This window comes from Wolbachia endosymbiont (group A) of Sphaerophoria taeniata, from assembly GCF_947250735.1.
GTDB lineage: Bacteria > Pseudomonadota > Alphaproteobacteria > Rickettsiales > Anaplasmataceae > Wolbachia.
On sequence record NZ_OX366344.1, the window covers coordinates 333769 to 346564 of the forward strand.

14 protein-coding genes, 1 tRNA gene and 1 pseudogene are annotated in these 12796 nt (G+C 34.1%); 10 read left to right on the top strand and 6 right to left on the bottom strand.

The annotated features are described in order from the left end of the window. The 3 genes and pseudogenes from OOK84_RS01600 to rpmH all read right to left on the bottom strand — a co-directional run bounded on the left by OOK84_RS01600 (position 1) and on the right by rpmH (position 793). Positions 1–225 (bottom strand): hypothetical protein, encoded by a 225-nt coding sequence (locus tag OOK84_RS01600; protein ID WP_264732104.1) that lies wholly within the window; start codon positions 223–225, stop codon positions 1–3. A gap of 90 nt (positions 226–315) precedes the next feature. Then, positions 316–591, bottom strand: a pseudogene (rnpA, locus tag OOK84_RS01605) (ribonuclease P protein component); the annotation flags it as partial. Between the two features lie 67 nt (positions 592–658). Next, complete coding sequence (gene rpmH, locus OOK84_RS01610) at positions 659–793, bottom strand: 50S ribosomal protein L34 (protein WP_006279898.1); 135 nt, start codon at positions 791–793, stop codon at positions 659–661. A gap of 107 nt (positions 794–900) precedes the next feature. On the opposite strand from rpmH, the gene pstC reads away from it, so the two are divergent. The 4 genes from pstC to fsa all read left to right on the top strand — a co-directional run bounded on the left by pstC (position 901) and on the right by fsa (position 4832). Beyond that, complete coding sequence (gene pstC, locus OOK84_RS01615; RefSeq protein WP_264732106.1) at positions 901–1989, top strand: phosphate ABC transporter permease subunit PstC; 1089 nt, start codon at positions 901–903, stop codon at positions 1987–1989. A gap of 101 nt (positions 1990–2090) precedes the next feature. Next, a complete protein-coding gene (gene atpD, locus OOK84_RS01620; protein WP_264732537.1) occupies positions 2091–3518 on the top strand; it encodes a F0F1 ATP synthase subunit beta in 1428 nt (475 codons plus the stop codon). A gap of 12 nt (positions 3519–3530) precedes the next feature. Further along, positions 3531–3875, top strand: a complete 345-nt coding sequence (locus OOK84_RS01625) for a F0F1 ATP synthase subunit epsilon (RefSeq protein ID WP_264732108.1) — start codon at positions 3531–3533, stop codon at positions 3873–3875. Positions 3876–4190: 315 nt separating this feature from the next. Further along, a complete protein-coding gene (gene fsa, locus OOK84_RS01630) occupies positions 4191–4832 on the top strand; it encodes a fructose-6-phosphate aldolase (RefSeq protein WP_253309151.1) in 642 nt (213 codons plus the stop codon). Positions 4833–4842: 10 nt separating this feature from the next. On the opposite strand, the gene guaB is transcribed toward fsa, so the two are convergent. Further along, complete coding sequence (guaB, locus tag OOK84_RS01635) at positions 4843–6336, bottom strand: IMP dehydrogenase (protein ID WP_253309150.1); 1494 nt, start codon at positions 6334–6336, stop codon at positions 4843–4845. A 31-nt stretch (positions 6337–6367) separates the two neighbouring features. Then, on the bottom strand, positions 6368–7186 hold the full coding sequence (gene rsmA, locus OOK84_RS01640) for a 16S rRNA (adenine(1518)-N(6)/adenine(1519)-N(6))-dimethyltransferase RsmA (protein WP_264732538.1): 819 nt from the start codon (positions 7184–7186) through the stop codon (positions 6368–6370). Between the two features lie 78 nt (positions 7187–7264). Here rsmA and OOK84_RS01645 point away from each other — a divergent pair. Both OOK84_RS01645 and OOK84_RS01650 read left to right on the top strand, forming a co-directional pair. Beyond that, a tRNA-Thr gene (locus tag OOK84_RS01645) sits at positions 7265–7337 on the top strand. Positions 7338–7361: 24 nt separating this feature from the next. After that, positions 7362–8090 carry a triosephosphate isomerase gene (locus OOK84_RS01650; protein ID WP_264732110.1) on the top strand — a complete coding sequence of 243 codons (729 nt, stop codon included), beginning with the start codon at positions 7362–7364 and terminating at the stop codon, positions 8088–8090. Positions 8091–8310: 220 nt separating this feature from the next. Here OOK84_RS01650 and dprA read toward each other — a convergent pair whose 3' ends face one another. Next, a complete protein-coding gene (gene dprA / locus OOK84_RS01655) occupies positions 8311–9399 on the bottom strand; it encodes a DNA-processing protein DprA (RefSeq protein WP_264732111.1) in 1089 nt (362 codons plus the stop codon). 61 nt (positions 9400–9460) lie between these two features. Here dprA and OOK84_RS01660 point away from each other — a divergent pair, with 61 nt between their 5' ends. The 4 genes from OOK84_RS01660 to OOK84_RS01675 all read left to right on the top strand — a co-directional run bounded on the left by OOK84_RS01660 (position 9461) and on the right by OOK84_RS01675 (position 12759). After that, complete coding sequence (locus OOK84_RS01660) at positions 9461–9835, top strand: ferredoxin family protein (RefSeq protein WP_264732113.1); 375 nt, start codon at positions 9461–9463, stop codon at positions 9833–9835. 214 nt (positions 9836–10049) lie between these two features. Next, a complete protein-coding gene (locus OOK84_RS01665; protein WP_264732115.1) occupies positions 10050–10670 on the top strand; it encodes a hypothetical protein in 621 nt (206 codons plus the stop codon). A gap of 330 nt (positions 10671–11000) precedes the next feature. After that, complete coding sequence (locus tag OOK84_RS01670; protein WP_264732117.1) at positions 11001–12020, top strand: D-alanine--D-alanine ligase; 1020 nt, start codon at positions 11001–11003, stop codon at positions 12018–12020. Further along, a complete protein-coding gene (locus OOK84_RS01675; RefSeq protein WP_264732118.1) occupies positions 12001–12759 on the top strand; it encodes a cell division protein FtsQ/DivIB in 759 nt (252 codons plus the stop codon). Before OOK84_RS01670 ends, OOK84_RS01675 begins: the two co-directional genes overlap by 20 nt. Positions 12760–12796: the final 37 nt, after the last annotated feature.

Here is a 12796-nt window from a genome sequence, read left to right on the forward strand (position 1 = left end):
TTATTGCCTTTTAATAATTCTTTTATTACGAGAAGTCGCTTCTATATTCAAATCTAATAATTGTGGTCTAGGCTTATTCTTATTCTGCTCTAAGTATTGACTTTGCTCAAATGCTAATTCCCATTGTGTACGATAACTAGATTTTTTATATTCATAAAAATCTTCTTTAACATTATTTGTATTTATATTGAGATTTTTATCTTGTTCTTTTCTACTCTCTACCATTAAACATCCACACCCGTTAATTTATTTTAAAAATTTTACTTATGTTATCATAAAAAATATAGTTGTAAATACCTTAATTGAGATTTTTTTTTATTTTATCTTTTTTAAGCAAATAGTTAGATCTTTTTGTAAGTTTTTATAATTTGCTTGCATAATGTTTCTATGAGTTAGTATTATGTAGTAGTGCCCTATATTGCTTATATTTAAAATGCTAATTTTAGCAAGCATTCGTAACTGCCTTTTTATTTTATTTCTTTTTGCTGCTTTTCCGGCTTTTTTACTGATAGCCAGACCTACTCTAATAGTATGAGTGTACTTTTCAGGTTCTCTTTCTTTTATGGCGTACAGTGATATACAAAGCCCACGATAAAAAAGACTGCTGAGTGCTAACTTATTTTTGAAAGCAAAGGAAAAATCTTTTTTTTTATACTTACTATGCGCATAATTTGTTACACCCTAATGAACGGCGCCTATTAAGGATTTTTCTTCCAGCTCTTGTTGCCATACGTGAACGAAATCCATGTCTGCGCTTTCTTATCAAATTTTTTGGTTGAAATGTTCTCTTCATTGTTTTTATATTAATATAATTATTTATTTTAAATTGTTTTACTTTATTGTCAAATGATGGTGAACTTGTATGACATTTTCGTAGAATAAAATTTGATGCATGGGAAAATGAATTCGGTGATAGTCATACCTGTCCTACTAATCCTTTTATTTTGTTTTAGTAGGTTTCAAGAAGTAAATAAGGTTAAATCTTATCTATATCTTAGTTGTGTATGGATGCTAACTTGGTTGTTAGTACTCTATAATAATTGTTTTGTAACTTTTATTTCTATAGCGTTACTTTTTTTCATGCTTGCTTTTATCTTTAAAAATAAAAGAAATAAGATAATAAAACTTTCGTTATTTGTGGCTTTGGCCATATCATTTTTTATCACTTTATTTATAATGCTATCTATTTTTATTCAATCCATTAATTTTTTTAATAAAGTAGCTATTTCAGAATTCTTGTTTTGCTTGAAATGGGGCCACAATGTAGTCACTGTCAATGAAGAGAAGATAGGATATTTTGGTATAGCGCCGCTTTTAGTAGGTACATTACTTATAACTATTATAGCAATGTTAGTTGTCATTCCGCTTGGTTTATTTTCTGCAATATATATTAGTGAATATGCGAGTGAGAAAGTGCGTTATATTGTTAATACAACTTTGCAAGTTTTATCTGCTATTCCTACGGTTGTATATGGATATTTTGCGGTTGTGTTCTTGTCTTTCTTTATAAAGCAGGTAGCAAATTTTTTTGGTTTAAGTATACACTCAGAAAGTGCCTTAGTTGCCGGTTTATCGATTGGGATAATGATTCTTCCTTTTATTATTTCTTTACTCGAAGATGCCATAAGATCTGTTCCAAAAAGCTTGCGTTATGGCTTCATGGCACTTGGCGCAACTCCAGCGGAAACTATATGGCATATAACAATACCTTATGCAATGCCTACAATTTTAAGTGCAATTTTATTGTCAATTTCAAGAGTGATAGGTGAAACAATGATTGTGCTAATGGCTGTGGGAATCAACGCAAATTTGACTTTTAACCCTCTTAATTCAGTTACTACCATTACCGTGCAGATCGCTACATTACTTACCGGAGATCAGGATTTCAATAGTGTACAAACTCTTGCTGCTTATGCGCTTAGTTTAGTATTGTTTATTATTACTTGGCTATTAAATGCATTTGCATTGTTTGTAATGAAGCGTAACTAGTAAGCGTTTTAATGTTGCAAAATTTCTATTAATAATATAAGATTTATTTTCTTTAGAAGTTCTTTTATGGAATTATAGTGTTGGGTGATAAAAATAAAGAGATGAATATAGGTAGAGCGATTAAGGTAACTCAAGCAGTTGTTGATATAAAATTTGAAGGTGAATTGCCTAAAATATTTAATGCTTTAAAAAGCAAACTAAAATATAAGGATAAGGAGCTGGTTTTAGAAGTTTCGCAGCATATAGGTGACAATATAGTTCGTTGTATTGCTATGGATAGCACAGATGGCATGTCAAGGGGGGATGAATTTGTTGATACAGGCGCACCAATATCAGTTCCGGTTGGGCGTTCAACTTTAGGAAGGATTTTTAATGTTGTTGGAGAGCTTATAGATGAGTGTGGTCCACTGAAGGGAAAATATAACTTAGAGCCTATACATAGAGCACCTCCAAGTTTTACTGAACAGAGAATACAGGAAGAAGTTTTAGTTACGGGAATAAAAGTTATAGATCTTCTTGCACCTTATCTTAAAGGAGGAAAAATTGGCTTATTTGGTGGAGCCGGTGTTGGTAAAACAGTCCTGATAATGGAATTAATTAATAATATAGCAAAAGCTCATAAAGGATTTTCTGTGTTTGCCGGGGTAGGGGAGAGAACGCGTGAAGGTAACGATCTTTATCACGAGATGATCACTTCAAATGTAATAAATATAAATGAGCATGAAAAATCTCAAGCTGTTTTGGTTTATGGTCAGATGAATGAGCCTCCTGGAGCAAGGGCTAGAGTTGCTTTAACAGCACTTACTATGGCAGAGTATTTTCGTGACCGTGAAAACCAAGATGTTCTATTTTTCGTGGATAATATCTTCCGTTTTACACAAGCTGGTTCTGAAATTTCTGCTTTACTTGGAAGAATACCGTCAGCTGTTGGTTATCAGCCAACCCTTGCAACTGATATGGGTGCAATGCAAGAAAGAATAGCTTCAACAACTTCTGGCTCTATTACTTCTGTGCAAGCTATATATGTTCCTGCGGACGATTTAACCGATCCAGCCCCAGCAACTACATTCTCTCATCTTGATGCCACCACAGTGTTGTCAAGGCAAATAGCTGAAATGGGAATATACCCTGCTGTTGATCCACTTGATTCAACTTCTCAGTCTTTATCTGCTGAAATCATTGGTGAAGAACATTATAAGGTAGCTTCTGAGGTGAAACGTATATTGCAAACTTATAAATCACTGCAAGATATTATCGCAATACTTGGTATGGATGAGCTATCTGATGAAGATAAAACTATTGTTGATAGGGCTCGTAAGATTCAGAAATTTCTTTCTCAACCTTTTCACGTTGCAGAAATATTTACTGGTATGCCTGGTAAATTTGTTTCACTTTCTGATACTGTTTCCAGTTTTAAAGAGATTGTTGAAGGTAAATATGATCACTTACCAGAGGCTGCTTTTTATATGGTGGGGAATATAGATGAAGCAATAAAAAAGGCTGAATTAATACAAGCTGAAGCTAAATAAAAGTTAAAGATTATGAATACTTTTAAAGTGCAATTTTTCTCTCCTGATGATCAAATTTCATTCAGTGGAGTGGTTTCTCTTTCAGTAACTGGGCTCGAAGGGGAGCTTATGATTTTAGCTCACCATGCTCCTTACTTAATTTATTTATTGCCTGGTATGATTACTGTTAAAATGAGTAACCAAACAGAAAAGAAGGTTGTAATTGATAGTGGCGTATTAGAAGTTGCAAATAATAATTGTAGCATTATAACAAGTCAAATTCAGGTTTTTGATCATGCAATTCATGATGAGAAATCGTTTAAAAATAAGAGAATTAGTATATATTTAAGTTATCTTGATGAGAAATTTCTTTCTTAGTTATTTTAGGCAAAAAGTCGTTTATCACTTTCTTGTCATCCAAGTAGCCCAACTTTTGTCATCCAAGTGCTTTTTTTTCTGTCATTCAGTATTCTCTTCCCTGTCATCCCAGTATTCATCTTTGTCATCCCAGTGCGTGACACTGGGATCTAGGTGTAAAAATATTTGTAAATTATGCAATGGGTAATAGATTCTAGGAGCATATAATGTTCATAATAAAAAAAAGATGGATCCCAGTGTCAGCTACTTGGATGACAAAGGAGGGCGTTTGGATGACAAGATTTTGCAAGGGTATTTTTTTTATGGGAGATTAATATGGAAATTTTTCTTGATAGCGTTGATTTAAATGAAATTAAAGAACTAAAGGAGTTCATTGACGGCATAACAACTAATCCTTCTTTAATAGCAAAGTCCGGGCGTAAAGATAAATACGAGGATTTAGTGCGTGAAATATGCTCTATTATCAAGGGGCCTGTTAGTGTTGAAGTTGTTGCAAATAACCATGCAGATATGGTTAAAGAAGGCCTTAAGTTAGCGAAAATCGCTGATAATGTTGTGGTAAAATTGCCCCTTACATATGAAGGATTAATTTCTTGTAAAAAGTTGTGGACAGAGCATAAAATACCTGTTAACATCACATTATGTTTTTCTCCTGGACAAGCACTGCTTGCCGCTAAGGCCGGTGCTTGTTTTATTTCTCCCTTTGTTGGTCGCCTTGATGATATAAGCTATGATGGCTTATCGCTAATAGAAGATATATGTACTATATATTCTAATTACGGTTTTGATACTAAAGTTCTTGTTGCATCAGTGAGAAGCCCAGCACATGTAATAGAAGCTGCAAGGCTTGGTGCTGATTCAATTACTGTGCCAGCAAAAGTACTTAGACAATTAATTAATCACCCACTTACTGACCAAGGGCTAGCAATATTTGAAAAAGACTGGGGTGCAAAATAATAAACGGTCACTACTCTGAATCGGTTGACAAATTGGACGCTTGATAAGCGTAATTTGGAGCTTCTTGTGTAATGACTACATCATGAGCATGACTCTCTCTTAATCCTGATGCAGTAATAGTAACAAATTTACAATTTTTTTTCATCTCTTCTATATTCCTATTACCAGTATACCCCATTGCAGCTTGCAATCCGCCAATCAACTGATGGATTACTCCTGAAGCTGGACCTTTGAATGGAACTCTTCCTTCCACTCCTTGTGGAACTAATTTTAGTTTTGAATCTTTATCTTGAAAATAACGGCTAGCTGAACCTCGTTTCATTGCACTAATAGATCCCATTCCTCGATAGCCTTTATATGCTCTGCCCTTATACATGATAATCTCACCTGGGCTTTCGTCAGTGCCAGCAAAAATCGAACCAATCATCACAGAGTCAGCACCAGCTGCAATAGCTTTTGCAACATCTCCTGAGTATTTTACCCCACCATCAGCAATTAGTCTGACGTTTCTTGCTCTACACGTCTCTGCAACATTCTTGATTGCAGAGAATTGTGGCACACCAACACCTGTAACTATTCTGGTTGTACAGATTGATCCTGGTCCTATTCCGACCTTCACTGCATCAACACCCGCATCAATCAACGCTTCAGCAGCCTCCTTTGTTGCAATGTTTCCGCCAATTAATTGCGTATTAGGATACATCTTTTTTATTTCCCTAATGGTATTGATAACGTTTTCGGAATGACCGTGAGCAGTATCCACAACAACTACATCAACTTCTTCTCCGATCAAAGCTTCACATCTTTCTATACCATCTTTTTTACCAGTGCCAATTGCAGCGGCAACTCTGAGCCGCCCTTTACTGTCTTTACATGAATTTGGGTATCTATTGTATTTTTCAATGTCTTTAACCGTAATTAAACCTATACAACAAGAATTTTCATCTACGACCAAAAGCTTTTCTATTCTATTTTCATGCAACAATTTCATTGCTGAGGCACTATTCACTCCCTGCTCCCGCACTGTCACTAACTTATCTTTTGTCATCACTTCGGAAACTTTTACATTCATGTTCTGGTCTTCAATAAACCTCACATCTCGGTTAGTTAAAATTCCAACTAACTTGAGTTGATCGACTACAGGAATGCCAGAATAATTGTGCTCTCTCATTAATGAAATTGCTTCCGCAACTGTTTTATCCGGTGAAATCGTAATTGGGTTATACACGATCCAACTTTCATATTTTTTCACCCTTCTTACTTCTAAAACTTGTTCATCTATTGATAAATTCTTATGTATGCAACCTATCCCTCCATGTTGGGCAATAGCTATTGCAAAGCCCGATTCAGTAACAGTATCCATTGCAGAGGATATGAGAGGGATATTTAGTTCTATATTATTTGTTAAATAAGTTTTTGTATCTGCATCGCAAGGCAATATATTAGAATAGGCTGGCAAAAGAAGTATATCGTCAAACGAATAACAAGCTTCCATTTTTTTCATAGGCTTTATTTAAAGCTTATACGCCAATTAATTAAATTGCAATAGGGCTTTTGCAAAATAAGCATTCTACATTATTTGCCAGCAAACAAAACTGCTCAATAGTTAAGTTTTCTGGACGTTCGTTTCCACTCAATTTAGCGTTTTCAAGGACAGTTTCAGCGTGGTTCGTTATATTTTGCAAGCTATTTCTCAGCATCTTTCTTCTTTGAGCAAAAACGGCACGTGTTAATCTTGTTAAGGTTTCCAAATTTACTGCAAACTTTGGGGTAGGCAAAGGATTTACTGTAATTACTGAAGAATGTATTTTTGGTCTTGGAAAAAACTCTTTAGGTTCAATATCAAATTCCTTTTTTATATCACATAGTAACTGGCTTAGCACTGATAAGGAACCATAATCTTTAGAATTGGGTCTTGCCGTAATGCGATCTGCTACCTCTTTTTGAAACATTAATGTCAAGTTCGTAAAAAATTTTATATTATTTAACCACTTTAAAAATAACACTACCGAGATATTGTAAGGCAAGTTAGCAATAACTTTGACTGGGCGCTCTATCAGCTCTTCTTCTATAACATGCAGTGCATCCGCTTCTATAATTCTATACTTTCCTTGATGCTCATTTAGCAGTTGGTCATGGTGTTTTACTAAATCTCTATCTTTTTCTATAGAAAGTAGAGACTTTGGATTATGCACCAATATTTCTCTTGTTAATGCACCATATCCAGGACCAATTTCAATGACATTAAAATTCTCTAGACTACCGGCTAAAGCGACGATTTTTTTTGTTATCTCACTCGATAAAATAAAATTTTGCCCTAGACTCTTTTTTGGCTTCAGTAAAAATTTTCTCATATTATTTTCATTATACAGTATTTTAAAAATCAGTTGACTAAAATCCATTGATAATTGTATATTATTAATGTGTTTAACGCCGGCTTAGCTCAATTGGTAGAGCAACTGACTTGTAATCAGTAGGTTGTCAGTTCAAGTCCGACAGCCGGCACTCTCGCCCATATAAGTAAAGTTGATGTCCTTTTTAATAGTAGCAAATTGGAAGATGAATGGAACACGGTCTTCATTTGTTGACTTTATAGGCAAACTTAGTAACAAGAACAATGAGATTACTTCTAGACTAGTGATTTGTCCACCATTTACCGCATTTTCAGACAGTATAGAGTTGAGCGATAATATTAATATAGGAGCACAGAATTGCCATTATAAAAAATCTGGTTCTTACACAGGTGAAATTAGCGCAGAAATGTTAAAGGAATTAGGGTGTACTTACGTAATACTTGGGCATTCTGAAAGGGCTAACGAAACAGATAGTGAAATAAAACTTAAGTCGGAAATAGCAATAGAATCAGGCTTACACCCAATTATCTGTGTAGGTGAAAATTCAGAAGATTATAAGAATGAAAAAACAAAAGAAGTAATAGAATATCAATGCAAAAACCGTTTGCCAACACACGGTGAATATACCGTAGCATATGAGCCAATATGGGCAATAGGCACAGGTCATGTGCCAAATAATGATGCAATTGCTGAGGTGATAGAGGTAATAAAATTGTGTACTGGTAAAAAACACATTACATATGGTGGTTCAGTCAATTCAGAAAATATAGAAAATTTGTTAAATATTTCAAATTTATCAGGAGTTTTAATTGGCAGTGCAAGCTTAGATTTCGATCACTTTGATAAAATCATACAACAAGTTGAAAAAAAGTTTTCTCTTATCAATTCTAAAATCAGCAACTAAGAATCCTATAGCAAATGGCATCATTCCAGTGTCAAGCATATATCTGTACGAACATCTAGTAAAACGACATACTGACCTATAGCTAAAGTGACTTAGGTTTACCGATAATTTGAAAAACAAAAATTCGTCATTCCGCTACTTGTTAGCGGAATCTATGCCAAGATACCGCGGCGGTATGACGTAGGAAAACCTTTCTTGGGTTAGCTATAGCTAAAGTAATCTAGAAAATTAACGATATTTTATTCCCCGGTGAACGCTCTATTTTGTTTTCCAACTCTAGTTCTAAAAGAGCCATTAGAGCTATGTTGGCAGAAAGTCCGCTTGCTAATATAAGTTCATCTATATCAACAGGTACAGAGTTAATATGATCAACTATAACAGATTTTGCCTGTTGTAATTTTTCTTGTTTTTGGTTAACAGAATGGTGCTCAACATCAAATAGGTTTTTTTGCTGCGGAGGTAAACTAAACCTAACACTTTCTATTATGTCATCAGCGGACTCGATAAGCTTAGCACCGTTTTTAATTAAATAATTACTACCACTACAGCGTGAATCTAAAGGGAAACCAGAAACTGCAAATACCTCTCTCCCTTGATTTAAAGCAAAATCTGCTGTTATTAGAGAGCCAGAACGTTTCGATGTTTCAATCACTACAACACCCAGCGATAGACCAGATATAATTCGATTCCTTTGAGGAAAATACTGAGGCTTTGGTTTAGTAGCAAATGGAAGCTCAGTAATTACTAAACCACCGTTCCCAGTGATTTTTTTGTATAGATCAAAATTCTCTTTTGGATACACCACATCAATTCCGCTTGCTGTAACAGCAATAGTGGGATGATTTTTGTATATTACACTGTTTGCTGCGGTATCGATTCCTTTTGCAAGTCCAGAAACGATAACAAAACCAGCTTCGCTTAAATCAAGTGCTAGTTTACTGGCAAAATTTCTTCCATTCATCGAAGAGTTGCGCCCACCGATTATTGCAATTATCTCACGGCTTAATAATGATATATCACCAAGTGCAGTTATTATAGGAGGACAACTAGAGATATTTCTTAAAAGATCAGGGTAATCTGGGTCACATGCGGGTATAATTTTAGCTCCAATTCTTTCTGCATTATTGATTTCTTCTCGTGCATCTTGAATGCCATACACCTTATTATTAGCCACCCTATTGAGATATTTTAGCACCTCATCTAGCGATCCATGTGTTCTTAGTATACTAAAAAACTTTATTGGTCCTATAGTTCTAGCCAAGCTTAACCATACTTCTAATTCTTTGTTGTTCAATTTATTTATCTTCATAAAAGGCTTGAATTTCTTATCAATTTAGTGTACCCAAGATAATGCAAATATACATTGTTTTATGACGCATTTTGTTACAGATAAATGCATAAAATGTAAATATACGGACTGTGTGGAAGTATGTCCCGTTGACTGCTTCTATGAAGGTAAAAACATGCTCGTGATTAACCCAGATGAATGTATTGATTGTGGAGTGTGTATACCTGAGTGTCCAGTAGATGCAATTGTAACTGATGATTCCATAAAAGGTATTTTAGAACTAGATGAAGAGTTACTGAACAGTGAACAAAAAATCTTCAAATCATTTTACAACATAAACATAGAATACTCACAAAAGTGGCCAAATATCACAGCTAAAAAGCAACCTCTCCATACTGCAGAAGAGTATAAGGAAAAAAAGGATAAAACAACTTATTTTGATGAAAATTTAGAGTAATACTGTTGAAGAGGAAGAAACTTCTTTTATATCTTATCCTGTTTGTCTTTGGTTATTGAAAATGGTCGCATTATTTAGGTTTTTAGTAATATTTAATAGTAGATTAATAATAATCTACTTGGAAACAACGAAAGATTATGTTAAATATAGAATTAACGAATTATTATATAACTTTTAGTAGGATGACAGTATTATAAAATTTAGAGGCATCAAAATGGAAAATCACGCTAAAGAGAGTATAAAGCATAAAGTAGTATTACCAAACTCAAAAACAATCAATATTGAAGGAACAAACTTCAAGTATGAAATACATTACGATCAATTAGATGATAAAGATCTTCTTATGATTGAAAAATACGCTAATCATATTTTTCATGCCTACCAAGAGAGATATGGTTTAGATATGAACACAGATCATACTGTTAAAGGTTTTATATATAACAACTTAACAGATTTTCGTAGTGCAACAAATCTGGGGGATGGAATAACAGTTCATGCAACCTCGAATAATCACCGCTACCCTCATAACAGTGGATCTGTAGCTCATCATGACTTGACAACAGCGATTTACTTTACTCTAAGTTTGTATAATAAGGAAAAGTACGGTATTCCTCCCAACGAAAACCGCTTTATAAGAAATGTAGCAGAAGAATTAAAAGCCATTGGATTAGACGATAATCAAGGAGAGTTAAATACAGAGCAGAAACCTGAAACAACAATTTATCAGGAGAAACAGGAAAAAGAATTAAAGGAATCTGATCAACAAGATGTTATAACAACTACTGATCACCCGCTAGATGATTATAATTATGACTATCACTTAATAGACTGGTGAGTAACGCTGCCAAAAATTAATCAGGAAAAACAGGAAGAAGAGTTAGAGGAATCTAATCAACAACACGATGTTATAACAATTATTGATCACCTGCCAGATGATTATAGTCATGAGAACCTGTTCATAATCTTTTGAGGATAGGTATACAGATTCCAAAATGAACGGTTCTCACAACCTTTAGTTTTTATTGCTGAAAATAATCATATTATCAAGTTTTTAACATTATTTAATACTAAGTTAATATTAATTCATTGATAAATTTTTAGCTATAGAAGCAGGTTTTTATTGAAGATAAAAGTATCTTCTATATGCTATATAGCAAAACATAGAATGCTCATGATTCCAACTATAGCAATTTTAAGTGGTGGATTTTCTTGCGAGAGAGAAGTGTCGCTTATGAGCGGAAAAGCCGTAAAGAAGGCACTTGATAGCCTTTCATATAATGCAATAGAAATAGATGTTGACAGCAACATTGCTGAAAAGCTTAAAAAAATTAATCCGGGCCTTACTTTTATCGCTCTGCATGGACCTTATGGTGAAGATGGTTGCATTCAAGGTTTATTGGAAATCTTAGGTATAAAATATACACACTCAGGAGTTATGGCTTCTGCTGTTGCTATGAATAAAGTGATGTCAAAGCATATATTTCGATCCCTTAGTATCGACACTCCAAAAGGTTATGTAATTAGCCAAGAAGATCTACTAAAAAATAATATTAAAATCGATTATCCGTACGTCTTAAAACCAATTAACGAAGGTTCTAGCATCGGAGTGCATATTGTTTCCTCATATGAAGACCATTTAAAATTTAAAAATGACGCTATCATACTTGATGTCATTCAAGTAGCTGACACTGGAATCCAGAAAAAAGAACCAGTGTCAGCTACCTCTATGACAAGAGACTTGATGATCATAGAAGAATATGTCCCAGGAATAGAGTTACATACTGCTGTATTGCTAGATGAAGCAATTGGCACTATGGAAATACGACCAAAAAATAAATTCTATGATTATGAAGCAAAGTATACAGATGGATTTGCAGAACATATATTTCCTGCTGAAATTCCTGACAATATATATAAAATGACCTTGGAACACGCACTGAAAATTCATCAATTTTTAGGCTGTAAAACTATTTCCCGCTCAGATTTCCGTTATAATCCCAAAAATAACACTTTAAAAATGCTTGAGATTAATACACATCCTGGCTTTACTGAGTTATCGTTAGTGCCAGAAATTGCAAAATTGGCAAAAGGAATCAATTTTAATGAATTAGTTAAAATTATTATTGAAGATAGTTTGCAGCACAAAAATATTAGGGATTTAAGTCATGTTGAGCAGTATTACTAGAAGCCAAAGGAGTTTTTTGCGCAAGTGCGCTTTCGTTATTATAACTGCGCTTTTTTTTACATTAGTACTTTATAGTTCACTTGATAAAATAATAAATCGATTTAATTACTACTTTACTTGGTGTAATGAGTGCCTATCCAGTTTATTACTCAGCAATGGATTTTCAATCGATGAAGTAGTCGTGAGCGGCAACAAATTTACAAACAAAAAGGATATTCTAAGTTTGACAGATAGAACGCAACCTATCCTGTATATATCACTTTCAAAACTTGCCGGTAGCATACAATCCGTAAGCAGATGGATAAAATACGTAGGAGTTCACAGAATTTTGCCCAATACCCTACATATTAATATAGATGAGCATAAACCTTTTGCTCTCTGGAAAGATAATAACAAAACCTCGGTAATTGATTTCGAAGGCAAAGTGATCGTAGATGACTATCCAGTAGATGATCTTGTTGCAATTACAGGACAAAACTCGTTATCAAACCTAGAATTTGTTAGAGATGTGTTAGAGAGTAAAACTCAATTAAGTGACCACATTTCTTCTTTTGCTTATATAGGGAATAGAAGATGGAATATCATACTTGATAACGATTCCACAGTGAAACTGCCTGAAGATAACCCTTCTAGTGCATGGGACTATTTAAACCACTTACACAATACAACTGATTTTACTTTCAGCGATTGGAGTATTATTGATATGCGTATTACTGATAAAATTTTTGTGAAGAGGTGATCTGCTGTCATCCAAGTAGCGGGATGACGAGCTTATC